Raw genomic sequence first — 23,671 nt, forward strand, 5'->3', positions numbered from 1 at the left:
ATGTATGAACATCTGTCTATGGAAGAAGTGCAGGATCGCTGAATCTTTGTTTTTTCGCTCGTCATGTTGAATGCTATTTTGACAGTTGTCTTCCTTCGGCGAAAGCACTTAGGAGTGGTTGTTCATTTTCTGTTGCTCGCTGTCGCAGTCGCCTTAGCGTTGAGGGGTATCATGTTTGACTTTATTGATGTGCAGGCATCGGAATCAATCTTCTTTCTGCTTGGCAAGGCGGGAATATCGGTGAAGAGTGGGATGAGGAGTTTGCTAGTTGAAATCGCAAAGCTTTCAAGGCGATATGAACCATGGGAAGCCCGTCATTCCAAGTTGAGGGGGGGTTCTGTTGCTTTTGTTCTCCCTTATTGATTTTTACTAATGCCCGTCATGATTTTTCCATTGCCCTTTTGTCATTCATATGTTCTAATTAGGAATGATGGAAATGGAAAGGGTAGGGGGTGCAAAGGTGAGCAGACAAGAAATCATCCGCTTTGACCATGTGACAAAAGAATATGATGGGACAGCGGTATTGGATGATGTTAGTTTTGAGATGGAGAGAGGAAAGTTTTATACATTACTTGGGCCGTCGGGATGCGGGAAGACGACGATTTTGCGGCTGATTGCCGGGTTTATTGAGCCAACTGATGGCACCGTTTATTTCCATGGGAAGCCGATGAATGACGTCCCACCAAACAAGCGGCAAGTCAATACAGTGTTTCAAGATTATGCTTTGTTTCCGCATTTGGACGTATTTGAAAATGTCGCCTTTGGCTTGCGCATAAAAAAGATGAAAGAAGCCGACATTCGCCAAAAGGTGAGTGAAGCGCTCCGGTTTGTCAACTTGGAAGGGTATGAGCGCCGGCGCATTCAAGAAATGTCCGGCGGCCAACGTCAGCGCGTTGCGATTGCGCGGGCGATCGTGAATGAGCCGGAAGTGCTGCTTTTGGATGAGCCGCTATCGGCCTTGGATTTGAAGCTGCGCACGGAAATGCAGTACGAGTTGCGGGAGCTGCAGCGCCGATTGGGAATCACGTTCGTGTTCGTCACGCATGACCAAGAGGAAGCGTTGGCTATGTCGGATTATATATTCGTTTTGAATAAAGGGAAAATCCAGCAGTTCGGTACACCAAAAGAGATTTACGATGAACCAGTCAATCGGTTTGTCGCCGATTTTATTGGGGAATCGAACATTTTATCGGGGCGCATGATCGAAGATTTTCTTGTCGAGTTTGCCGGACAGCGTTTCGTTTGTGTTGATCATGGTTTTGCGCCTAATGAACCGGTCGACGTTGTCATCCGACCGGAAGATTTGGAACTTGTGGCGCCGAAAGATGGTCAGATCGTCATTCGTGTCGATTCGCTGCTCTTTCGCGGTGTTCATTATGAAATTTGCGGCTACGATGAAAACGGCAACGAATGGCTTGTTCATTCGACAAGAAGAGCAGAAGTGGGGGAAACGGTCGGTCTCCGGTTTGAACCAGAGGCGATTCATGTCATGCAAGTCGAGAGGGAGAAAGGAGACGTAGAATGGAACGGGCATGGCGGAACTGGTATTTGATCCCCTACGTCGTATGGCTTGTTTTGTTTGTTATCGCACCGATCGTGTTTTTAGTGTATGAATCGTTTTTGGATATTGATGGGCAGTGGACGATAGCCAATTATGAAAAAGTGCTGACGCCCATTTATTTGAAAATGATGGCTTATTCATTCTGGTACGCATTTTTAATTACCATTGTATCATTATTGATCGGTTATCCAACTGCCTATTGGTTGACAAAAACAAAGCATAAACAGCTATGGCTGTTGTTGCTCATTTTGCCGATGTGGGTGAATTTGTTGTTGAAAGTATATGCGTTTTTAGGATTGTTCGGCACGTACGGGTTGGCCAACGCCTTCTTGCAAGCGATCGGCATCGGAGCGCGGCAGCTGTTGTTTACTGATTTCAGCTTTGTGTTCGTCTCGGTGTATATTTTTATTCCGTTTATGGTGCTGCCAATTTTTAATGCGTTAGAAGAATTACCGCCGACCTTGATTGATGCTGCCCGCGATTTGGGCGCTTCGGCGTGGACAACGTTTCGCCGTGTCGTTTTCCCGCTGACGCTTGGCGGGGTGAAAGCCGGCTGCCAAGCGGTGTTTATCCCCGCGTTGTCGTTGTTTATGATTACGCGTCTTGTTGCGGGCAATCGCGTCATTACGCTTGGTACCGCCATTGAACAGCATTTTCTCGTCACCCAAGATTGGGGGATGGGGGCAACGATTGCCGTTGTGTTAATGATCGCGATGGCGATCATTGTCTTCTTGACAGGAAGCGGAAGGAAAGAGGGAAGTCGATGAAACGTACACATCGGTGGGGGCGCTTATATTTGCTGGTTGTGTTTGCTATTATGTACACGCCGATTGGGTACTTGATGTATTATTCGTTCAACAGCGGCGGGACAATGCACGATTTTCAATCATTCACGTTGGAATGGTATCGCGAGGTATTGTCAGATGATCGATTGTTGATCATCGTGCTCAATACGATTGTCGTCGCTTTGTTGTCAGCGGCAGTCGCGACGATTTTGGGCGTCATCGGGGCATTGGCCATTTATTATGTCAAGCGGCAACGGACGAAACATACCCTTCTCGCCCTCAACAACGTGCTGATTGTCAGTCCGGATGTCATCATCGGTGCTTCGTTTTTATTGCTGTTTACGCTGGCTGGCATTAAGCTGGGGTTTACGTCCGTGCTGTTGTCCCATATCGCCTTTAGCGTGCCAATCGTCGTATTGATGGTGTTGCCAAAACTCGAGGAAATGAGTCCGACGTTAATCGATGCGGCGCGCGATTTGGGAGCAGGGCCGTGGCAAGTGCTGTCGGGCGTTGTACTTCCGTTTTTGACGCCGAGCATATGGGCCGGATTTTTTATGGCGCTCACCTATTCGCTTGATGATTTTGCCGTGACATTTTTTGTCACCGGAAACGGCTTCTCGACGTTATCGGTAGAAATTTATTCACGGGCGCGCCAAGGCATTTCCTTATCAATCAATGCGCTGTCGACATTGCTGTTTTTGTTTACGATGTTGCTTGTCGTCGGCTATTACGTGCTCAGCCAAAAAGGCGGGAGAATGTATGGGATAGGGGGGCGGAAGTAGGTGAAACGGCTTGTTCAAGGATTTGCTGCTATATTCATCGCCGCGTTCGCCCTCATGTTCATGACCCAGCAGCTGAACGAAGCGGAAGGATATGGAGGCGACAAGACGGTCAGTGTGTACAACTGGGGCGATTACATCGACCCTGCGCTTATCCGGAAGTTTGAAAAAGAAACCGGCTGGAAAGTGATTTACGAAACGTTCGATTCGAACGAGGCGATGATGGCGAAAATTGCTCAAGGCGGCGCGACGTTTGATGTTGCCGTTCCGTCCGATTACGCCATCAGCAAAATGATTGAGGAAAACTTGCTCTTGCCGCTTGACCATAACAAGCTGCCGAATTTGAAATATATCGAACCGCGGTTTCTCGACTTGTCGTTTGATCCGCATAACCGGTATTCGGTGCCGTATTTTTGGGGGACGGTTGGCATTGTCTACAACCGCGAGATGCTTGGCGGCAAAACGATCACCGACTGGAACGATTTATGGGATCCAAGCTTGCGTAATCAAATTTTGCTTGTCGATGGGGCGCGTGAAGTGATGGGGATGGCATTAAACAGCCTCGGCTATTCGCTCAATGATACGAACAAGCATCATCTGCGAGAGGCAAAACAAAAGCTCGACCGGCTCATGCCGAATGTGAAGGCCATTGTTGGCGACGAAATCAAGCTGCTTCTCGTCAATGAAGAGGCGGCCATCGGTGTCGTCTGGTCGGGCGATGCGGCGGAAATCATTGCCGAAAACGACAAGCTCGATTATGTCGTGCCCGAAGAAGGATCCAACTTATGGTTTGACAATATGGTAATTCCAAAAACGGCGAAAAACATCGAGGGAGCGCACGCGTTTATCAATTTTATGCTTGATCCAAAACATGCGGCACAAAACGCTGAGTATGTCGGCTATTCGACGCCAAATAAAGCGGCGCTTCGCTATTTGCCGAAAGACATCGCCAACGACCAGCGTTTTTATCCGGATTTAGATTCGGTCGGGCGTTTGGAAGTGTATGAAAACTTAGGAAAGCGCATGCTTGCCTACTACAATGAGCTGTTTTTGGAGTTTAAGATGCATCAAAAGTAAACAATCACCGGATGAGCGAGTGCGTGTCTAGAAAAACTCGACACGCGCTCGCTTTTTGTTGAAAAAGTTAGTGCTTTCTTTTTCTCGGGATCGTCAGTGTCTTCCAGTGATCAGCGTTTAGCTGTTTCGCGATATAGACAATTTGTCCGATATGATACGAATAATGATACATTTGCCGCTCAATTGCTTCGATGACGGAATGGGGTTTGCCGCGGATCGTGACCGTCCGCAACAAGTCCGTTGCTTGCAGTTCGTTCAGCGTTTGAAAGAAAGCAGCCCATCCCTTTTCCCAGTAAGCTTCTATCTTACCATACAACCATAAAAAAGCAATATATAGTACGATTTTTTAAAAAACATACTATATAATGTGTTTCGGATAGCTTTTTTTATTTTGTCAAGCAGAAAAAACAATAGAAAACAGGGAAAAAGGGAGAAAAACGAAAAAAGAAAAAGTTCCTTATTCATTGAAGATCTTTTTTAAACCGTTTAACTATTAGCTTTTATTTCATTTTCTAACTCTTCAATTTCTAAATGCCATTTATCTCGTGTACTATACAAAATTTCGCATACTAATTTTGAAAAGGAGTCTTTATTTTGATTTATCTCTTGCTCTAACTCTTTTAAATCCGCTTTTAATTTTTCAACTACTTCTTTTTTTTCGTCGATAGATATATATTCGTAAATTTTTCTCATGAATACCACTCTCTTTTCTACCCGAAGAATTGATCAGAGTTAATTTAATGATTTCTCCCTTACCATATTCACTATAATAATCCAAGTAAAGAAAATAACTCCTTTTTGCTACGTCTGCGCACTACTGGAAAATCTGGTACGCCACGACGCAAAACGTCGCTGCCTCGAATATGACGATGGCCGCCCCAGCGCGAATCGCGCTCGTCGCTTCAACACTCGGCCGCCCTAGCGCGGAAGGAGAAACGATGCGCCTTGTCGGGCCGATTGTCGGTGTGGCGCTGGTGATTATCGTTCTTGGCGTGCTTATCGAGAGAGCAGCGGCGGGAATGTAGAGGTCGCCTGCTTACTTCAGTCCCTGATATCATGTGATCGGTTTTGCTCTAATTCCAAGATAAGCTGCTCTTTTCCCTTGCTATAAGAATCCATATCATAAGCGAACTTGCCGGCTAGCTTCTCTTTCAAAATTCCTATCGTTCTGCTTGTAAAACAAAAAGCGGATGGAGGCTTGCCTCATCCGCTTATCGATAATTCACAAACTGCACATCAATTGGCAAATCCGCTTCGCGAATGGCGGCGATCACCTTTTGCAAGTCATCTTTGCTTTTGCCGCTGACGCGAATTTGATCGTCTTGCACTTGGCTTTTTACCTTTAAGCCGGTGCTTTTAATGATCGTATTGATCTTCTTCGCATTATCTTTGTCGATCCCTTGGACAAGCTTGGCGCGCTGGCGCACCGTGCCACCCGAGGCCGGCTCAATTTTGCCGTATTGGATGTTTTTCGTCGCCACCCCACGCTTAATGAGCTTGCCAATCAGAACGTCCTTCAACTGTTCAAGCTTAAACTCGTCGTCGGAGATGAGAACGAGCTCATCTTTCTCTAGGGAAATGTCGCTTTTGCTTCCTTTGAAATCATAGCGCGTTTTAATTTCTTTCATGGCGATGTTGATGGCGTTGGTCACCTCGGCCAAATCAACTTTCGAGACGATATCAAATGAGCTTTCTTTCGCCATAATAAACCTCCCGGGCGTGTGATGTACTTTCATTATAGAAAAAGGTGGGAGGAAAGACAACCATAATCAAAGGAGGGAGAAGATAGGTTGCATCTTTTAGCCGGAAGAGGTCAGCATGTAGTTTCATGCGGAAAGTGGGGGAGGGGAGAAATATGAAAAAAGGCGGTGTTTCGGCCGCCTTTTATCATTTTGCTTATAAATGATCCGTCTTCTTCGAATACGCGAATTTCCCGGCTTCGCGATTTTTTTCGCGCATCATGTTTTTCTCATGGCGCTTCGCTTGGTTGTCGCGTGCTTTTTTGTCGTTGTCGCTTGTGTTTGGCATGGACAGCCCTCCTTAAATTCCGATCATGTGCCATTAGTATGCAGCAAGTCAACATGAAATATCACGGAAAGGGGGAAGGGAGTTTATGGAAGAGCACCTTGAGAATTTCCATGAAGGGATAGGGATTTGAATAGTCACACCTTCTTGAACTGGGGGCGATAAACGCCAGTAAGGTGCTTGCCCATAAAGGCTTAGGAGATCCAAGTCGGCATCCGCGCGAAGGAATAGGAAAAGCTCGTGCACAAGAGCGTCTTGGATGTCATTTAGACGGCGGAAAGCTTAGAAGGTTCTCGAGATTAACTGCGGTGAAAAGAACAGGCGCCCATGTTGTGCAGGCGCCTGTGTGTTGTTCGACGGGAACGTCGTCAGATTTCAATGGATTTATTCAGAAAAAACAAAGCGATCGTCCCCGGTCCGGCGTGGGCGCCGATGGCGCTGCCGATGTCGGAGAGGAAAAAGCGTGTACAGCCGTACGTTTCTTCGATCATTCGCTTCAGCTCAAGCGCCGTTTCTTCGTCATCAGCATGGCTGATGCCGATCATTTGTTTTTGCAAATCATCGCCGCGTTCGCCCATTAGTTCGACCATTCGTTTCAACACTTTTTTTCGCCCACGCAGCTTTTCGAGCGGGATGAGGGCTCCGTCTTCAACATGGAGGAGCGGTTTAATATTGAGTAAACCTCCAAAGGCGGCGGCGGTTTTGCTGATGCGGCCGCCGCGCGCCAAGTATTCGAGATTGTCGACGGTGAAAATGTGTTCCATATGGCGGCAGTACGCCTCAATTGTTTCGCAAAGCAAGTTGTATGGGGTGTTTTTTTCAGCCAGCTCGACTGCTTTTATGACGGCCAGCCCTTGGCCAAGCGAAGCGCATTTTGAGTCGATGACCGTCAGGCGAAACTCAGGATATTCCTCAAGGAGTTCGCTGCGGACGGCCATGGCAGTCTGGTATGTACCGGATAATCTCGATGAAAAGGCGATGTACAGGCATGGCCGGTTTTCTTTGGCGCATGGCAAAAACAGCTCCTTCATTGCCAGTGGACTCGGCTGTGACGTTTTCATTGCATGGCCTTGGCGCATGGCGTCGTACACTTGTTTCGGTTCGATCGTCACACCGTCTTCGTAGTCTTGGCCGTCCCAATGGACGACAAGCGGCAAAAAGGCGATTTGATGCTCGTGAAGATAAGATTGCGGCAAATCTGCACCGCTGTCGGTAATGATTTGAATGGACATTGTTTGTCCTCCTCTTTTCTCCTTCCGTGTTCCGTGCGTCCGCATCGGATGAACGAGCGGTTTTCGCAGGGGAACAACGATTGATGTCTCTATGTTCAGTGTAGCGGTTTTGAGCCCGGAATACAATGGAAAATCGGCCACGAACAAAAAAGAGCTGCGGGAATCCCGCAGCCGTTATTGAGTGAGCTCGTCAAGCTCAGCTTGAAATTGACGCAACTGCGCTTTTTCGGCCGTATTGGAATGCGCGTAAGCTGAAGACAAGGCGTTTTTGGCGATGGCGATGGCGCGGTCGACGCTCATATCGATCTCGCCGTTGGCTGCTTGTTTCGCTTGCGCAACGGCTTTACGCGCCTCTTGAAATAAACGGTTACCCATCGCTATGCGCCCCCAAGCGACGTTTCTACCGCTTGTTCCGCTTTCCGCGCTTCCGCTTCGGCGTACGTCAAATGGTAAGGGATTCGTTTGTCATGTCGTTCGACTGCGTCGACACTTTGCTGGATAAAACGCTTTGATTTGTTCCGTTTGCCCATGACGGATTCCCCCTTTAAAAAATGAAGACGCACGTTGCGTCACGTATAGTGTAACCGCGGACAGGGAACAGTAGTAAGGAAATTCATTACAAACAGCCGTTGGTCACTGTCAAACGGCTTTGTGCGTCAGGAAGGTCCACAGTCGGTGAGAAGCAGAAAGAAAGCAGTAGGGAGGCTTGTGAAACCTCCCGTGGTGAGATGGATGGAATAGCTATAGGCCTAGAACGTTTTGCAAATATACACCGATGCCATCTTCTTCATTCGTTGTTGTCACATCGTCAGCCACTGTTTTCAATGGTTCGATGGCGTTGCCCATGGCGACGCCAAGCCCAGCCCAGTCAATCATTTCTAAATCATTGTCTTCATCACCAAAAGCAATGACGCGTTCCCTCGGGATGCCGAAGTAATCGGCGACTTGTTTTAAGCCAGCGGCTTTATGGACGCCGTGGCGGATGATTTCAATGACGTGCCAAGGTTCATTCCAACGCCGATGGTGTAACACATTGGCATATACATTGGATAAATGAGATCGGATTTGTTCGATATGCTCACGGTCTGTATAAACGAGCACGCTCGTCGGGTCTTTGCCGAGCGAGCGGCGCAAATCGCCGATTTCCACGGTTGGGTTACCGAGACGGATGATGTCGAGCAAGACGTCGTCATGTTCGTGAGAATAGACGTCGTCCATCACTTCTGCCAAAATGTTTTTGATTCGATACGTTTCCCCGAGTTCGACAATGTCTTTAACGACAGGCAATGGCAACGGAAAATGGCGCATTCCCCATGACGGTTGGCGCGGGTGGTGAACAAACGCACCGTTGAAATTGACAATCGGTGTGGTGAGGTTCAGTTCCTCGTAATACATGCGGCTCGCCCGATACGGCCGGCCGGTGGCGATAACGACCAAATGGCCAGCGTCGATCGCGCGGCGAATCACATCCTTTGTAAATGGGGAAATCGTCTTATCTTCTTTCAACAACGTCCCATCAAGATCTAAGGCGATTAAATATTGTTTCATTACGCTCTCCTTTGCTTTTGGCCATTTTTTTCCTAGTACATAGTGTAACTCTTTTTCGAAATAATTGTCTACATGGTACAATATACCATGATGAAAAGGAAAAGGGGTTTGTATAACAATGGTCATGATCGAAAATGAACAGTTGGCCGAGGTGCCGGTTCTTCATGTCGTTAAGCCGGAAAAGAAGCTGGAACAGCTGCCTCTTATTTTCTTTATTCATGGTTTTACGAGCGCCAAGGAACATAATTTGCATTTCGGCTACTTGCTCGCGGAGGCGGGCTATCGTGTCGTGCTGCCGGACGCGTTATTCCATGGCGAGCGGGATGAAGGGTTAAGCGAACGGAGGTTACAGCTGTCGTTTTGGGACATTGTCGTACGGACGATCACGGAAATAAATGAGATTAAGAATGATCTTGTCCAGCGCGGCCTTGCTGATCCGGAACGGATCGGAGTCGCCGGAACATCGATGGGTGGGATCGTCACGTTTGGAGCGCTCGCTGTGTATCCATGGGTGAAGGCGGCAGTGGCGTTGATGGGTTGTCCGAACTATAGCGCCTTTTTTGATGCGATGATTGAAGAAGGGAAACGGCGCCAAATTGACATTCCGATGCCGCCGGCGTTGCTTGCGCTCGAAAAAGAAAAGCTTGCCCGCTATGATTTATCGAAACAACCGGAAAAACTCGCCGGACGGCCACTGTTCATTTGGCACGGGAAATGTGATGGAGTTGTCCCGTATGCTTATACATATGAGTTTTACGAACAAATTAAACCACTTTATGAAGGAAACGAAGATCGGCTGAAATTTATTACCGATCCGCACGCGGGTCATAAAGTGACACGAGAAGCGTTTTTAGAGACGGTGCGTTGGTTTTGCGAGTATGTGTAAGCAAAGTCGGCAGTGAGCCCGTCGCCGTGGAAAATGAAGAAGGATTTTATGAACGAAATCCGCCTTTCAATGCAAAGAAAGGCGGATTTTTTCGTTTAGGCACCTTTTTTCATTCAAATGAATATTTGAATATAAAAAAGAGATATGATACGCTATATTCAAATGGATGTTTGAATATCGGCGGGAGGAGAAAAGACATGCATCGCCCGGATGTGTGCGACGTCTACTGTTATGATGAAGAAAAGGTCGACCGTGTTCAGCGCCGGCTGCATGATGAAAACATTGCCGCCATTGTGCCGTTTTTCAAGGCGCTGGCTGATGAAAACCGAGCGAAAATTGTATATGCGCTTTGCGGAGAGGAAGAACTGTGCGTCTGTGATTTAGCGAATGTGATCGGGGCGACGGTGGCGACGACATCGCATCATTTGCGCATTTTGTACAAACAAGGAATCGTGAAGTATCGAAAAGAGGGAAAACTCGCCTTTTACTCGCTTGATGACGAACATATTCGCGAGTTGTTACTTGTGGCGCTTGCTCATCGGAAAGAGGGGGATGGCCGTGGCGAATGAACAGGCGTTGGAGCAACTCGAAACAAAAACGTATCGAGTGCAAGGGTTAACGTGTACAAACTGTGCCGCCAAGTTTGAGCAAAATGTCAAAGCTTTGCCCGGCGTCAAAGAAGCGAAAGTGAATTTCGGCGCCGCCAAGCTGACCGTATGGGGGGAGGCGACCATCGAGGAGCTCGAGCAAGCGGGGGCGTTTGAGCGGTTGAAAATTCGTGAAGAACGCGAGCGCATAACCCGCCGGGAGCCGTTTTGGAAGAAGAAAGAAAACTGGAACATCCTTGCCTCCGCCGTATTGCTTCTGATTGGGATTGCGGCCGATGCGGCGGACGGTGGTATTTTGGCGGTCGCTATGTATTTGGCGGTGATTGTGATCGGCGGTTATTCCCTGTTTTCGACGGGGCTGCGGAATTTAGCCCGCTTGCAGTTTGACATGAACACGTTAATGACGATCGCCATTCTCGGCGCAGCGGCGATCGGCGAATGGCAGGAGGGAGCGGTTGTCGTCATTTTGTTCGCCATTAGTGAAGCGCTCGAGCGCTACTCGATGGATCAAGCGCGGCGGTCGATCGCGTCGTTGATGGAAATGGCGCCCGCTGAAGCGATAATCCGGCGCGGTGCAGAGGAAATGACGGTTCCGGTCGAGGACGTTCGCGTCGGGGATGTGATGATCGTTAGACCGGGAGGGAAAATCGCCTTGGACGGCGTTGTCGTCAACGGGGCATCCACAGTTAATGAGGCGGCGATTACCGGTGAAAGCATGCCGTCGGAAAAAACAGTGGGTGATTCGGTGTTCGCCGGGACGTTGAACGGAGAAGGGTTTCTCGAAGTGAAAGTGACGAAGCGGACGGATGAAACGACGTTGGCGAAAATGATCGATCTCATCGAAGAAGCGCAAGCAGAACGAGCTCCGTCACAAGCGTTCATCGATCGGTTTGCCCGTTACTATACCCCGTTTATTATTATCTTTGCGCTATTTATTGCCATCGTGCCCCCGCTTTGGATGGGGGGCGCTTGGCTTGATTGGGTGTACCGCGGTCTTGCTGTTCTAGTCATCGGCTGCCCGTGCGCGCTCGTCATCTCGACACCGGTGGCGATTGTCACCGCTATCGGAAATGCAGCCCGGCGCGGCGTGCTCATCAAAGGAGGCGTGTATCTTGAACAAATCGGCCGGCTGCGAGCGGTTGCCTTTGATAAAACCGGGACGTTAACGAAAGGGAAACCGGCCGTAACCGATATCATCGTGTATGAAGGGAAGCGTGAACGACTGCTGGCAGTGGCTGCTGCCATCGAAAAACGGTCACAGCACCCGCTTGCTTCCGCTGTCGTTCGTCAGGCGAAAGAGGAGGGTGTTTCGTTTCTTGACGTGCCGGTTGATGAATTTCAGTCGTTAACAGGTCAAGGGGTGAAGGCTGTCGTTGGAAACGAAACGTACTACATTGGCAGTCCGTCCTTGTTTGTCGACATGCTCGGCCGTTTGCCGGATGAAGTGGAACAACGAATCGCCGCCTTCCGTCAAGAAGGAAAAACCGTGATGGCAATAGGCACTGCCAGTCGGCTTTTGGGGCTGATCGCTGCGGCTGATCAACTGCGGTCATCTGCGCCAGATACGATCAAAGCGATGCGGCGCCTCGGGGTTAAGGAAGTGGCTATGGTCACAGGCGACCACGAGCAAACCGCTCAAGCCATCGGCCGTCAAGCGGGCGTATCGGACATTCGTGCTGGACTGCTTCCTGAACAGAAGTTAGCAGCGATCCGTGAGCTGAAACAACGTTATGGCATGACGGCCATGGTCGGCGACGGGGTGAATGATGCCCCTGCCTTGGCCGCAGCCGATGTCGGTGTGGCGATGGGCGGAGCGGGAACGGACACCGCTTTGGAAACGGCTGATGTTGTGCTGATGGCTGACGATTTGCGTCAGCTTCCATACACCATCCGTCTCGGCAGCCGGACGCTTGCGATCATCAAGCAAAACATTGCCTTTGCATTAGGGTTAAAAGTGTTGGCGCTCATTGCTGCTGTGCCGGGCTGGCTCACCCTTTGGCTTGCGGTGTTCGCAGATATGGGGGCAACGCTGTTGGTGACATTAAACAGCATGCGCCTGCTGCGGGTGAAGGAGTAAGAAGGGGGCTGTCAGCACACAGTTTCAGGTTACATGTTTTGCTTGAGTAGCAGAAGCGGTCGACTTGATGGAGTGAAGCAAGAAAAAGACACGGGGTGAAATTGCATCCCGTGTCTTTTTGTCTGTCGTTAGTTAGGGTTTTACGCCTAACACCATGGTGGAAGCTCTCTTCGACATTCGGCTGATCAATCGAAAGAAAAGGGGAGATGGCTCCTATGCAAGATTCATTTTGACAAGGGGGAGCGGGTAGCTGTGGCTGCATCAAACTGAAGTTCATCATCAGGCGAGCGGTCCGTCCGTTTCCATTGGCATCGATGAGGATGAGTATATACGAACTAAAAATAGAAACGAGCGTCCAGTTGAATCGGATGAAGAGAAATGTCTGGAAAGCGGTGAGTGACCAAAGGAGAGATGAAAAAGGCTGCCCACCTAATATGGAGGGACAGCCAAAGAACGGTGAGGTCGTTTAGGCAAAGTAGCCAAGCTGCCGCAACGCTTCTTCGCTCATTCGATCCGGCGTCCACGGCGGGTTCCACGTCACTTGGACGCGCACGTCGCGGATGCCGTCGATTTGTTCAAGCGCCCGTTTGACGCCGCCGGCAATCGAATCATGAAGCGGGCAGCCGGGGGTCGTGAGCGTCATGAGCACATCGATATGGCCATCTTGAATTTGCAAATCGTAAATCAACCCTAAGTCGACTACGTTAATGCCAAGCTCCGGATCAATGACGGTTTTCAGCTGTTGAACGGCAAGTTCACGAACATCCATCGTTCATTTCCTCCTTGATCGTGATTCCCGAAAGGCCAAGAAGGCCAGGGGGGGTTCATCTCTTATGCTTGATGAAAAAGAAATGCTATCGTATGGTTTCTCAAATGGAAAAATGGCATGGCCGAGCGTCACCATCCTCGACGTCGCCAACGAGCCACCAACGGATTTCGTTATTTCCGGAAGACGGCTAAAATTGTTCCGGCAAACAAGACGCTTAATCCGGCGAATAGCGCCTGGGCAACGGCAAATAGCGGAACGTTGGCGAACAAAAGCGCCACCGCAGCCAACACCAAAGCGACAGTGAATAGAAGACACTGGATGGTAATCGACCGTTCATTCATCATTTGTTTTAACGTCGGCACGTTTTCTTGGCCGACTTTTTCACTGTAGCGGTGCGTCCACCATAAAAACGGCACGATTTTGAACAAATAGCCGACAATGCTAAAGATGATCCAGCCAAAAATGAATAGATAGACGATGATGCCAAGCAGCCGTCCACTGCCGACAACGACGGCGACCAAGGCCGCAACGTGCAATCCAAGGCCGATGGCGATGGCGAATAACGAAAACTGAAATGGACGGTCGAGCGCTTTTTTCATCCGCTTTTGCAAAATGGTGTACACATGCCAAGCGAAAAGAGCGAATCCGGCTGTTAGCAAAGCGGCACCGATGGTCAACAATGCTCGGCCCGGCAAGAAGAGCCCTATTAGCGCCACTGCGATTCCGCTCGTGTATAACGCGTACACATAGCGTGCCGGCTGCATCGAAAAACCGTGAGCGAGCGAAAACATCGGCGCCATTTTATACGAAAAGCCCATAATGAGCAGCGTAAACCAGCCGCACAGCCCGAACAGCACGTGCAGGCCGAACACCATTTCATGGCTGTTGGCGCCAGTGGCGGCGAAAAAGTGAAACGTAAGCAATGCTCCGGCGGCGGCCGTCAGCAACAAAAACAGCAAGGAAGTCGCGACAAACAGCGTCATGACGGTTTTGTTTCCTTGTTGTTTCAATGTCATTGCCATTTGCCAAACAAACAGCACAATGCCAAAAAATAGAAGTAACCCAGGGAAAAACGCTTGGTTTGGCATAAACGCTAAGTTAGCGGTAAGCGTGACGATGCCGACAGCGGTGACGGCAAACTGCCAGAAACCGAGCCGCTCGCTCCAAATCGGTGTCAAAAAGGCAACCGGAACGAGCTGGTACATCGCCCCCATCGCCGCCATTAGGGCGAAGCCGAGCAAGGCCAAATGGGCCGCCGACCATACGAGCGGCAGCCGAAACGTACCGCCGCTCAGTGCAGGAACAGCCGCTAGCAGCACAAGCTGCGATACGGCAAGCGCCAACACGGCAAAAATGATAAAGGAAAACGGAAGGCGAATGTCCGTTTCCGTTCCGGTGCGGGTCGGAAACATAGTGCTCATCCTTTCGTAATCCGAATTTCAAAGCTGCCGTCTTCACGTGCAATTGTCTCGTGCCGGTAGCCGAGCTCATCAAGCTGCTCGTACAAAAACATCGGTCGGCGGTCGTTAATGATCGTCAATGTCTCACCAGGATTCATCTTAGCAAGGGCAGCGAGCGTCCGCATCATCGGCTGCGGCGGCTCGAGCCCGCGGTTATCGAGGATCATTGGTCTCCCCCCTGCTTGATGAACGTCACTTTCCAATGCTTTTTTTCGATTTGTTCCGCTTCGTACGTAAATCCTTTCGCTTTCATAATTGGAAACAACGGCAGTGGCTTGAACGGAGCATGCAAAATGAACGTATCGCCCGGCTGCAGCGGTTTAATGGCGTTCATAATTTTTTCAAACGGTTCTCGTTTTTGCCGCAAATCTTCGCGTACATCGAGTTCAATCGTTACACCCATGCATATTCTCCCCTTTTTGCTATTATGATAATCATTTTCATTGCTGGATGTTGTGATATAGCTCACAACCATGCGGTCAGAAAACGTTGTTTTTGCCGCTAGTTTGAAAAAGAGTGATGTTTTCCTCTGAATGAGTGATGTTTCTAAACGAACAATCATTTTCTCTCTCGATGGCTCTCAAGTGAAAGGAAAAGCCACATTTATCCAAGTTTCCTGCTGAGCCGCATTTGTTGTGAAATCCAAAGTCTCTCAGAAGATCAGTGCTTGACATCAATGGTTTTGGAGAGCGCTAAACATCAAGGTGTATCTATTAGAGAAGCGCCTTTTTGTGCAGCGGTTTTGATGAAATCGCCACTCTTTTAGACATACGGGGAATTAGAAAAAGATTTCTTTTTCAAGCGCTTCCTGGTCGATCAAATAAAAGCCGTGTTCATCGACATTGATCAACCCTTTCCGCTTCAGTTGGCTCAACGTTCGGCTGACTGTTTCGCGGGCGGTACCGATCATGTTGGCCAGTTCACGGTTCGTCACATGGGTAGTGAGGCGATACCATTTCCCTTGTTTGACAGCATTTGTCCGCGTCAATCGCAACAAAAGCAGCACGATTTGTTCGTACGTATTATGAAGCACTTGTGCTTCGAGCCGGTTTTGCAAGTCAACGATTTTCTCGCCCATAACGCGAAACAGTTTCATGCATAACTCAGGACTGGCCATCAGCACTTGTTCAAAATCATGGATCGGAATGGCGATCAATGTCGCTTCTTCCACCACTTCAGCATGGGCTGGGTACGTGCCTTTTAAGAAGAAGCCGGCGTGCGGAAACATTTCCCCTGTCTGCAAAATCGAGACGATTTGTTCTTTTCCGCTTAAATCAGTTTTGTAAATTTTTACAGTTCCAGAATGAATGAAATAGACACGTTCTAACGGATCGCCCTGCATAAAGACAAATGTCCGCGGCTTGTAGACGCGCACATGGGAAATGGAGACAAGCGATTCGAGTTCGTAATCGGACAGTTCGCGAAACAACGGAACCGTTTTTAAACGATCTTTCATCCAATGGTTCGCCATGGCGTTCTCTCCTTTAAAAATATGAAAAAAATGTGACAGCTGTTAGTTGGAACAGGTGGCAGCGGCTTTTGGAAATCCGCGCCGTTTCACCTTTTCTGTCTTCATTGTATAAACTCTCACACTTTAACGATGTGATATAAATCATAGTTGACATTTGTCTCGGCTCACAAACCGCTGAGCTCTAGAACGCTACAATGAGGGCGAAGTCAAGAGAAGGAGGTTGCTTCATATGGAAGTGAATCGAACGGTCCGCCCCAATATCCAAACGGGGCGGAAAACGACTAACAGTTTTCTTAAATCCATTCTCATTTTTACCATTTTAATTAGTTTTACTGTCCTGCTTGTCGGCGGGTATTGGATTTTTAAAGAAATGGCGCCAAGGCCGAAGGAGGTGCGCAGTGAAAGCGGCGAAGTGTTGATGACAAAAGAAACGATCATCGGTGGGCAAGCCGTCTTCCAAAAATACGGATTGATGGATTATGGCACAGTGCTTGGCCATGGGTCGTATATGGGGCCGGACTATACAGCGGAAGCGCTAAAAGTGTATACGGAAGGCATGCAAGATTACAAAGCGAAAGAACGGTATAACAAACCGTTTGCTGATTTAACGGATGATGAGAAGTCGATCATCCGTGAACAAGTCATTAAAGAAATGCGGAAAAACCGCTACAATCCGGTTACTGATGTTCTCGTCTTGACAGATGCGCAAGTATACGGGTTGGAAAAAGTGCGGGATTATTACCGCGATGTCTTCACCAATGGCGACGGCTGGGGATTGAAAAAAGGATTGATTAAAGAAAGCGACATGCCAAAAGCGAATCGTGCTTGGGTTGCCGATAGCGATCAAATCCAACAAATTGCCGACTTTTTCTTCTGGACGGCTTGGCTGTCGAGCACGCTAAGAATTGGCGACGAGATTACGTATACAAACAACTGGCCGTACTATGAGGATGCTGGCAATACGATGTCGTTTTCCGCGGTATGGTGGAGCGGTGCTAGTGTTACGATTTTGATTTTGTTTATCGGGATTATTTTGTACGTGTTCTATCGCTACCAATTAAGCATGCAAGAGGCGTATGCGGAAGGGAAGTTTCCGGTCATCGATTTACGGCGGCAGCCGCTGACTCCGTCACAAGTGAAAGCGGGCAAATACTTCGTCGTCGTATCGGCGCTCTTTTTCGTCCAAACAATGTTCGGGGCATTGCTTGCTCACTACTATACGGAACCGGACAGTTTCTTTGGCATCAACTGGATCTACGACATATTGCCGTTTAACATTGCCAAAGGGTATCACTTGCAGCTGGCGATTTTCTGGATTGCGACCGCATGGCTTGGCATGGGGATTTTCATTGCCCCGCTTGTCGGCGGACAAGAACCGAAAAAGCAAGGATTGCTTGTCGATCTGCTCTTCTGGGCGCTTGTTGTCCTTGTCGGCGGCAGCATGATCGGTCAATGGCTTGGCGTCAACGGCTATTTAGGAAACGAATGGTTCCTCTTGGGCCATCAAGGTTGGGAATACATTGAGTTGGGCCGCATTTGGCAAATTATTTTAGTCGTCGGCATGCTCCTTTGGCTGTTCATCGTCTTCCGTGGCGTCAAACGCGGGCTGAAGCGGGAAAGCGACAAAGGCGGGCTCATTCACTTGCTGTTTTATTCAGCCATTGCCGTTCCGTTCTTTTATATCTTTGCGTTCTTTATTCAGCCGGATACGAACTTTACGATGGCTGACTTTTGGCGCTGGTGGATCATCCACTTATGGGTGGAAGGGATTTTCGAAGTGTTCGCCGTTGTTGTCATCGGGTTCTTGCTCGTTCAATTGCGACTCGTAACGAAAAAATCGACGGTTCGGGCGCTTTACTTCCAATTTACGATTTTATTAGGCAGCGGGGTCATCGGCATCGGTCACCACTATTATTACAACGGGTCGCCGGAAGTATGGATCGCCCTTGGCGCGGTGTTCTCGGCGCTCGAAGTTATTCCGCTCACGCTCCTTATTTTAGAAGCGTATGAGCAGTACAAAATGATGCGCGACGGTGGAGCCAACTTCCCGTATAAAGCGACATTCTGGTTCTTGATTTCCACAGCGATCTGGAACCTAGTCGGCGCGGGTGTGTTTGGTTTCTTGATCAACTTGCCGGCGGTCAGCTACTTTGAGCACGGTCAATTCTTAACACCGGCTCACGGTCATGCGGCGATGATGGGCGTATACGGCATGTTTGCGATCGCCGTGCTTCTTTACTCGCTGCGCAACATCGTCAAACCAGAAGCGTGGAACGACAAATGGCTGAAATTCTCTTGCTGGATGTTAAACATCGGCCTCGCCGGCATGGTTGTCATCACACTCCTTCCGGTTGGGATTTTGCAAATGAAAGAGGCGTTCATCCACGGTTACTGGGCGTCGCGTTCGCCTTCGTTCCTGCAACAAGACGTCGTACAAAACTTACTCCTTGTTCGCGCCGTTCCGGATACGATCTTTTTGATCGGTGTCGTCGCTTTGCTTGTCTTTGCCATCAAAGCGTTGTTCCATTTGCGCAAGCCGACGCACGGTGAAGGGGAAGAGTTGCCGGTGGCGAACTTGGCAGAGGAAGAATAACAAAAGGGCACAGCGGAATTCCGCTGTGCTTTTTATTGCGATGATTTTTGTTTGTGAGCGTTTTCATTTATCTGTGGCATTTGTCTGGCTGTACGCCTTCTTTTTCCTTTTGCTTTTCATGGCAAGGAAAACAGTACAACGTTTCTTTTCCTTCGCTGATGACGCCGTTTAAAAACCCATGCAAGCAATGGATCGGCTTGCCGCATTGCGCGCAAAAGCCAACAAGCTCTCCCAATCGCCATTTCTCCTTTCACGGGGATTGAAAATGTTCACCAGCCGACTGTGATGTTCGTCACTACTGTCTTAGGCGAAAGCAACTATGATAAGTATATAATTCATTATACTACAAAGGAGGCCAACGTTATGAGCCAATTTGCTGCAAAAATCCATGCACCGGATTATCCGCCGCGCGACCGCCATCCGGCGATTTTTCGATTGTTTGATAGCTTGAAACCAGGAGAAGTGATGGAGCTCACCAATGACCATGACCCGCGTCCGTTGCAATATCAATTTATGATGGAGCGTCCAGATCAGTTTACGTGGGAGTATTTAGAAGAAGGGCCAGATGTCTGGCGTGTGGCCATCGGCAAAAAATAAATCAACCCCCCCCCGTTAGGATTTCCGTCTGCAGGCGGAAATCTTTTTTTCATCCGTTCGTTATGGTACGGTAGGAGTAGACGATGTTCGGAAGGGGAATCGCGATGAAACGAACCATTGCTGGAGCGGTGCTCGCCGGTGGCCAGTCGCGCCGCTTTGGGCGGCCGAAGGCGTTTGCATTGCATCAAGGCGCTCCGTTTTTCACCTTGTCCGTTGCAGCGCTCGCTCCGATCGTTGATGAATTGTATATCATCAGCCATCCGTCGCTTGTTGATGAGTTTCGCCGGCAAACGGACATCCCGGTGTTGTTGGATATGGAGCGATACCGTGGCTGTGGGCCTCTTGCCGGGATTTATACGGCTATGGAATGGAGTCAATCCGACTGGGTGTTCGTCCTGCCGTGTGACATGCCGTATATGCGGAAAGAAGTGACGGAGCGGCTCGCTGCGTACGCCGACTCGGCGTTTGACGCCATCGTTCCGCTTCATGGCGACCGCACGGAGCCCCTCGTTGCCTTATACCACCAGCGGCTTGGTTCGGTGATCGCCGAACTGCTTGATGCCGGTGAACGGCGGATGACGGCGCTTCTTGACCGTGTTCGTGTCCGTTATGTCGATACGAATGACCTTGCCCAAGAACAAAAAGTGTGGCGCAATGTGAATACACAACAAGAATACGAAAGCTGATCGGAGCTGCCGCATTAGCGGAAAGGAACGTCGCCTAGGTAGGTGTTGTCATTGCGCTTCATGGTCTGCTAAGTCACCAGCTTCCGAGGGGAATGGATGAATGAGCGAATGAATTTTCGTGTCTCACGATTGAATGGATGCGCCTTTTGTGTAGATATACAACCTAACGATTGACGAAGAAAAACTTTCTACTACATCAAATCGGCAAGAAAGAGGGGAAGCTGAGACTTAAATCGACAAAAAAGAATTTATTGTTTAATTTATTGAGGATGAGTCGTTTTTGTTCATTTCCTTCGCCCACTCAGCACTTTCGCAATGATCAGCTTCGTTCGTTTTGCCACTTCATGGATGGACGGCGCATCGAGCAAGTTTTCGGCGATTTCCATTGCTTTTGTTTTTCGGCTTGTTTGGTTGCTTGCTTTTTTCATGTATGATCTTGTGGTCTGCTTCCTCTTTTTTCATCTCCTTTTTCAACATGTCTTCTCGTTGTTGCTCGAGCTCTTCGACGAACAGGCAGAACTCTTTGTTCGTTTTGCTCCACTTCTTTCCCTTTTCGGCAGTTGTTGATGGATGAACATGTCGGTGGCCGCCAGAACGTTGGTGATGGTGTACAGCTGTTCCCGTTCGTCATCGATCCGTTTTTTCGCTGATCGTTTACCGGTCAAAGCGGGGGCGAATGAGCGGAATGAGGAGCCGTTTTATCGTCTTTTTTGGAATGAGCCGTTTGCCCTTTTACATGGTTTCCTCGATGGCATCTATCCCGTCGGTTGAACAAGTTTATTCGTCTCATTCATTATGTGATGAAAATCACATAATGCGCCCAGTCATTGCGTTACAATGGAGGCCAAGGAGGGAACTGTATGCGCGACTTCAATGAAAATCCGTTTATCGTGATTTGGGAATTGACGCGAGCGTGCCAATTGAAATGCCTTCATTGCCGCGCTGAGGCGCAATACCACCGCGACCCGCGCGAGTTGACGTTTGAAGAAGGCAAAAAGCTCATTGACGAGATTTATGATATGGATGAGCCGATGCTTGTTTTTACCGGCGGCGACCCGCTCATGCGGCCGGATGTGTACGATTTGGCAAAATATGCGATTGATAAAGGATTGCGCGTGTCGATGACGCCAAGCGCGACGCCTAACGTGACGAAGGAGGCGATCCGCAAAGCGAAAGAAGTTGGCTTGGCGCGTTGGGCGTTCAGCCTTGACGGACCGAACGCCGAGATTCACGACCATTTCCGCGGTACGAGCGGCTCGTTTGATTTGACGATTCGCGCGATTCAATACTTGCATGAGCTTGACATTCCTGTGCAAATCAACACCGTCATTTCACGGTACAACGTTCATGTGCTTGATGAGATGGTGGAATTGGTTGAGAAGTTGAAATGTGTTCTTTGGAGTGTCTTTTTCCTCGTCCCGACAGGGAGAGGGAAAGAGTCGGATATGATTTCCCCCGTCGAGCATGAACAGGTGTTCCGCTGGCTGTATGAAACGAGCAAACGCGTTCCGTTTGACATAAAAACGACGGCCGGCCAACATTACCGTCGCGTTGTGTTGCAGTCGAAAATGCGCGAAGGGAAAACGGCGAAAGATGGCATTCACTACGAAGATGTCTTGAATAAAGGATTAACCGGGCAAGTCGATGGGCTCGGCCGGGCGCCAAGAGGGGTGAATGATGGCAACGGCTTCGTCTTTATTTCCCATATTGGCGACGTTTATCCGAGCGGGCTGTTGCCGGTCAAAGCCGGGAACGTCCGGGAAACGCCGCTCGCTGACATTTACCGAAATTCGCCGATTTTCCAAGACTTGCGAAACCCAGATAAATACAAAGGAAAATGCGGTGTCTGCGAATTCCGCCATGTGTGCGGCGGCTCACGTTCGCGTGCTTATGCTGTAACAGGCGATTATTTGGAAAGCGAACCGTACTGCATCTATATTCCGAAGGCGCTGCGAAACAAAGGAACAAATTGTTGCTAGGCCAACGATTGATCAACATCACATTTGGATGTTAGGTTGTCTTTCTCTTTTCGAAGGGAGCACCCGCTTTGTTTATGTTTGATTTTGCGCTTGACAAAGAAAGACATTCATTATCCAAGAATGAACGAATTGTCATGGTCACACTTGGGCTGGTTGAGCGCTGACACTCGATTAGCACTACAGGTTAGGTATAAATAATCACTAGACACGTTGTAAAAAATGGTAATAAAATCATAATTTACACTATATTAGCTTATGTTACCATTTATACAAAGCATAAGCGGAGAGTGAAGAAAGAATGTCTTACATGTCAAGCGTGTTGGATCATGATTATGAAAGGGTGCAGTGCGGGCAATGATTCATGTAAAGCCAGATGAGCTAGAAACAGTCGCTGGACATATTCCCGATGCGGAAGATGCGTGTCAGCGGGCGCGGATGACGTTATCGTGGGAGCTCTCTTCCCTTGCGATGAATCTCCCCGGCGTCAGCACGCCCGCAATCGAAGAGCTGAGGGATGAACTCGTTCATTGGCTGCGGCGTTATGAAGAAAAGCTTAATGAAGCCGAAGAGCTGTTGTATCGCACCGCCGCAGCGATGCGTCAAGCCGACCAAACGCTGGCCGACAACATGAAGGAATTCGGATTAGAACTGATTGGTTGGTACGACTTGCAACGCGTGTTCGGGGAGTACGACCCAGTCACTGGAGAGCGACTATCGTTTGGTGATCGGCTGTTGGCAGGAGGAATGTTGATTGCGTCGATTGCTCCTCCCGCAAAAGGAGTCGGCATGGCAGGAAAAGCGGCGACCAAGGGAGCGAAAGCGATCGACACCGCCTCTACCCTGTCGAAAGTGAAGCATGTCGTGCGTTATGATAAAGTGAAAGTGTTCTTCCAAAGGATCTACCATCAAGTCATCAAAGCGCCATTGGTGGAAACCGCTCGCCTGTTCAAGACGCAATGGGACCAATTAGTGCAGAGCATCGCTTCCATTTCAATGCAGCCGGTATATGCGGGAGTGGGTTCAGCGCCTCGGATGTTGATGAATGAGGCGAAAGATGTATCTCGCCATATGATTCAGAAAGTCGATAATGTGATTGAGAAGGGGACGACTAATGTTAAACCTAAAGATTTTAGTCCTCTAGCTCCTGGAGGAGGATTAGCTGCACATGAGGCTCGGGGCGGGCATCTAATTGCCAGACATGTTGGGAAGACAGATGAAGAGTTATTACAACGCTTAAAAGATAATCCTAAAATAAAAGGGGCATCGACTTTCAAAGATCGAGCTACGGCTGAAAGAGTAGCCAGCGAAGTTTTAAACGATCCAAATAACCAGAAAATGATCCAAGAATGGTTAAGCAATCCAAAAGCGAAATCGACTTTGGTTCTGTCTTATCAAGGTACAGAAATTATTGGCCGCGGGGTACAAAGAGGTTCGACGACAGTTGAAAATATGACAAATGCTAAGATAGTATTAAAGAAAGATGGGGCAGGGAATTTTATTTTAACTGGTTATCCAACTAAATAACGGAATGGAGGGTA

Annotated in this window: 28 protein-coding genes and 1 pseudogene; 14 read left to right on the forward strand and 15 right to left on the reverse strand. The window is 48.9% G+C overall.

Annotated features, from left to right (window positions below):
• Positions 1-460: 460 nt before the first annotated feature.
• Genes IC804_RS13580 through IC804_RS13595 form a run of 4 tightly spaced genes read left to right on the forward strand, consistent with a single transcriptional unit; the run spans position 461 to position 4,202 of the window.
• On the forward strand, positions 461-1,552 hold the full coding sequence (locus IC804_RS13580; RefSeq protein ID WP_051358533.1) for an ABC transporter ATP-binding protein: 1,092 nt from the start codon (positions 461-463) through the stop codon (positions 1,550-1,552).
• Positions 1,522-2,328: an ABC transporter permease gene (locus IC804_RS13585; RefSeq protein ID WP_060475665.1), complete on the forward strand. Its 807-nt coding sequence runs from the start codon at positions 1,522-1,524 to the stop codon at positions 2,326-2,328. Before IC804_RS13580 ends, IC804_RS13585 begins: the two co-directional genes overlap by 31 nt.
• Positions 2,325-3,128: an ABC transporter permease gene (locus tag IC804_RS13590; protein ID WP_008879051.1), complete on the forward strand. Its 804-nt coding sequence runs from the start codon at positions 2,325-2,327 to the stop codon at positions 3,126-3,128. The genes IC804_RS13585 and IC804_RS13590 overlap by 4 nt, the downstream gene beginning before the upstream one ends.
• Entirely contained in the window at positions 3,129-4,202 is a 1,074-nt protein-coding gene (locus IC804_RS13595) for an ABC transporter substrate-binding protein (RefSeq protein WP_029761831.1), read from the forward strand.
• A gap of 67 nt (positions 4,203-4,269) precedes the next feature.
• Here the strand turns inward: IC804_RS13595 and IC804_RS13600 are convergent.
• Both IC804_RS13600 and IC804_RS13605 read right to left on the reverse strand, forming a co-directional pair.
• Positions 4,270-4,509: pseudogene (locus IC804_RS13600) on the reverse strand (DUF1572 family protein); the annotation flags it as partial.
• A 179-nt stretch (positions 4,510-4,688) separates the two neighbouring features.
• A complete protein-coding gene (locus tag IC804_RS13605; RefSeq protein WP_081157009.1) occupies positions 4,689-4,895 on the reverse strand; it encodes a hypothetical protein in 207 nt (68 codons plus the stop codon).
• 176 nt (positions 4,896-5,071) lie between these two features.
• Between IC804_RS13605 and IC804_RS13610 the strand changes: the two genes are divergently transcribed.
• Positions 5,072-5,227 carry a hypothetical protein gene (locus IC804_RS13610; protein ID WP_172825300.1) on the forward strand — a complete coding sequence of 52 codons (156 nt, stop codon included), beginning with the start codon at positions 5,072-5,074 and terminating at the stop codon, positions 5,225-5,227.
• A 186-nt stretch (positions 5,228-5,413) separates the two neighbouring features.
• Here the strand turns inward: IC804_RS13610 and IC804_RS13615 are convergent, their stop codons facing one another.
• The 6 genes from IC804_RS13615 to IC804_RS13640 form a co-directional block, all read right to left on the reverse strand.
• Complete coding sequence (locus IC804_RS13615) at positions 5,414-5,905, reverse strand: YajQ family cyclic di-GMP-binding protein (RefSeq protein WP_008879048.1); 492 nt, start codon at positions 5,903-5,905, stop codon at positions 5,414-5,416.
• A 193-nt stretch (positions 5,906-6,098) separates the two neighbouring features.
• Positions 6,099-6,230 (reverse strand): DUF3941 domain-containing protein, encoded by a 132-nt coding sequence (locus tag IC804_RS13620; RefSeq protein ID WP_008879040.1) that lies wholly within the window; start codon positions 6,228-6,230, stop codon positions 6,099-6,101.
• A 365-nt stretch (positions 6,231-6,595) separates the two neighbouring features.
• Positions 6,596-7,459 carry a DegV family protein gene (locus IC804_RS13625; protein WP_081157011.1) on the reverse strand — a complete coding sequence of 288 codons (864 nt, stop codon included), beginning with the start codon at positions 7,457-7,459 and terminating at the stop codon, positions 6,596-6,598.
• A 174-nt stretch (positions 7,460-7,633) separates the two neighbouring features.
• On the reverse strand, positions 7,634-7,834 hold the full coding sequence (locus tag IC804_RS13630; protein WP_008879038.1) for a DUF3813 domain-containing protein: 201 nt from the start codon (positions 7,832-7,834) through the stop codon (positions 7,634-7,636).
• Between the two features lie 2 nt (positions 7,835-7,836).
• Positions 7,837-7,989 carry a hypothetical protein gene (locus IC804_RS13635; RefSeq protein ID WP_008879037.1) on the reverse strand — a complete coding sequence of 51 codons (153 nt, stop codon included), beginning with the start codon at positions 7,987-7,989 and terminating at the stop codon, positions 7,837-7,839.
• Between the two features lie 211 nt (positions 7,990-8,200).
• The gene (locus IC804_RS13640) at positions 8,201-9,007 is read right to left on the reverse strand and encodes a Cof-type HAD-IIB family hydrolase (protein WP_008879036.1); all 807 of its coding nucleotides are present in this window, start codon (positions 9,005-9,007) and stop codon (positions 8,201-8,203) included.
• 118 nt (positions 9,008-9,125) lie between these two features.
• Between IC804_RS13640 and IC804_RS13645 the strand changes: the two genes are divergently transcribed.
• The 3 genes from IC804_RS13645 (at position 9,126) to IC804_RS13655 (ending at position 12,578) form a co-directional block, all read left to right on the forward strand.
• On the forward strand, positions 9,126-9,893 hold the full coding sequence (locus IC804_RS13645) for an alpha/beta fold hydrolase (protein WP_008879035.1): 768 nt from the start codon (positions 9,126-9,128) through the stop codon (positions 9,891-9,893).
• A gap of 197 nt (positions 9,894-10,090) precedes the next feature.
• Entirely contained in the window at positions 10,091-10,462 is a 372-nt protein-coding gene (locus tag IC804_RS13650) for an ArsR/SmtB family transcription factor (RefSeq protein WP_008879034.1), read from the forward strand.
• The gene (locus IC804_RS13655) at positions 10,452-12,578 is read left to right on the forward strand and encodes a heavy metal translocating P-type ATPase (protein WP_029761838.1); all 2,127 of its coding nucleotides are present in this window, start codon (positions 10,452-10,454) and stop codon (positions 12,576-12,578) included. Before IC804_RS13650 ends, IC804_RS13655 begins: the two co-directional genes overlap by 11 nt.
• Before the next feature lie 466 nt (positions 12,579-13,044).
• On the opposite strand, the gene IC804_RS13660 is transcribed toward IC804_RS13655, so the two are convergent.
• The 5 genes from IC804_RS13660 to IC804_RS13680 all read right to left on the reverse strand — a co-directional run bounded on the left by IC804_RS13660 (position 13,045) and on the right by IC804_RS13680 (position 16,278).
• The gene (locus IC804_RS13660) at positions 13,045-13,347 is read right to left on the reverse strand and encodes a metal-sulfur cluster assembly factor (RefSeq protein WP_008879032.1); all 303 of its coding nucleotides are present in this window, start codon (positions 13,345-13,347) and stop codon (positions 13,045-13,047) included.
• Positions 13,348-13,517: 170 nt separating this feature from the next.
• A complete protein-coding gene (locus IC804_RS13665; protein WP_081157013.1) occupies positions 13,518-14,768 on the reverse strand; it encodes a hypothetical protein in 1,251 nt (416 codons plus the stop codon).
• The gene (locus IC804_RS13670) at positions 14,765-14,974 is read right to left on the reverse strand and encodes a DUF2249 domain-containing protein (RefSeq protein WP_008879030.1); all 210 of its coding nucleotides are present in this window, start codon (positions 14,972-14,974) and stop codon (positions 14,765-14,767) included. The genes IC804_RS13665 and IC804_RS13670 overlap by 4 nt, the downstream gene beginning before the upstream one ends.
• On the reverse strand, positions 14,971-15,210 hold the full coding sequence (locus tag IC804_RS13675; protein WP_008879029.1) for a DUF2249 domain-containing protein: 240 nt from the start codon (positions 15,208-15,210) through the stop codon (positions 14,971-14,973). The genes IC804_RS13670 and IC804_RS13675 overlap by 4 nt, the downstream gene beginning before the upstream one ends.
• Before the next feature lie 375 nt (positions 15,211-15,585).
• Positions 15,586-16,278 carry a Crp/Fnr family transcriptional regulator gene (locus IC804_RS13680; protein WP_008879028.1) on the reverse strand — a complete coding sequence of 231 codons (693 nt, stop codon included), beginning with the start codon at positions 16,276-16,278 and terminating at the stop codon, positions 15,586-15,588.
• A gap of 229 nt (positions 16,279-16,507) precedes the next feature.
• Between IC804_RS13680 and IC804_RS13685 the strand changes: the two genes are divergently transcribed.
• Positions 16,508-18,871 carry a nitric-oxide reductase large subunit gene (locus IC804_RS13685; protein WP_041264255.1) on the forward strand — a complete coding sequence of 788 codons (2,364 nt, stop codon included), beginning with the start codon at positions 16,508-16,510 and terminating at the stop codon, positions 18,869-18,871.
• 67 nt (positions 18,872-18,938) lie between these two features.
• Here the strand turns inward: IC804_RS13685 and IC804_RS13690 are convergent, their stop codons facing one another.
• Positions 18,939-19,106: a hypothetical protein gene (locus tag IC804_RS13690; RefSeq protein WP_008879026.1), complete on the reverse strand. Its 168-nt coding sequence runs from the start codon at positions 19,104-19,106 to the stop codon at positions 18,939-18,941.
• 128 nt (positions 19,107-19,234) lie between these two features.
• Here IC804_RS13690 and IC804_RS13695 point away from each other — a divergent pair, with 128 nt between their 5' ends.
• Together IC804_RS13695 and IC804_RS13700 are read left to right on the forward strand one after the other, a co-directional pair.
• Positions 19,235-19,468: a DUF2249 domain-containing protein gene (locus IC804_RS13695; protein WP_008879025.1), complete on the forward strand. Its 234-nt coding sequence runs from the start codon at positions 19,235-19,237 to the stop codon at positions 19,466-19,468.
• Between the two features lie 104 nt (positions 19,469-19,572).
• Positions 19,573-20,154, forward strand: coding sequence for a molybdenum cofactor guanylyltransferase (locus tag IC804_RS13700; protein WP_171355370.1), 582 nt, complete (start codon positions 19,573-19,575; stop codon positions 20,152-20,154).
• 284 nt (positions 20,155-20,438) lie between these two features.
• Here the strand turns inward: IC804_RS13700 and IC804_RS13705 are convergent, their stop codons facing one another.
• Complete coding sequence (locus tag IC804_RS13705; protein ID WP_155121005.1) at positions 20,439-20,582, reverse strand: hypothetical protein; 144 nt, start codon at positions 20,580-20,582, stop codon at positions 20,439-20,441.
• A gap of 142 nt (positions 20,583-20,724) precedes the next feature.
• Between IC804_RS13705 and IC804_RS13710 the strand changes: the two genes are divergently transcribed.
• From IC804_RS13710 to IC804_RS13720, 3 genes are all read left to right on the forward strand, one after another.
• Positions 20,725-20,925: a hypothetical protein gene (locus IC804_RS13710; RefSeq protein ID WP_081157017.1), complete on the forward strand. Its 201-nt coding sequence runs from the start codon at positions 20,725-20,727 to the stop codon at positions 20,923-20,925.
• An 89-nt stretch (positions 20,926-21,014) separates the two neighbouring features.
• Positions 21,015-22,133 carry a TIGR04053 family radical SAM/SPASM domain-containing protein gene (locus tag IC804_RS13715; RefSeq protein WP_011886914.1) on the forward strand — a complete coding sequence of 373 codons (1,119 nt, stop codon included), beginning with the start codon at positions 21,015-21,017 and terminating at the stop codon, positions 22,131-22,133.
• A gap of 354 nt (positions 22,134-22,487) precedes the next feature.
• Positions 22,488-23,657, forward strand: a complete 1,170-nt coding sequence (locus IC804_RS13720) for an RNase A-like domain-containing protein (protein WP_081157019.1) — start codon at positions 22,488-22,490, stop codon at positions 23,655-23,657.
• Positions 23,658-23,671: the final 14 nt, after the last annotated feature.

The sequence above is a fragment of the Geobacillus sp. 47C-IIb genome, from assembly GCF_014679705.1.
Lineage (GTDB): Bacteria > Bacillota > Bacilli > Bacillales > Anoxybacillaceae > Geobacillus > Geobacillus thermodenitrificans.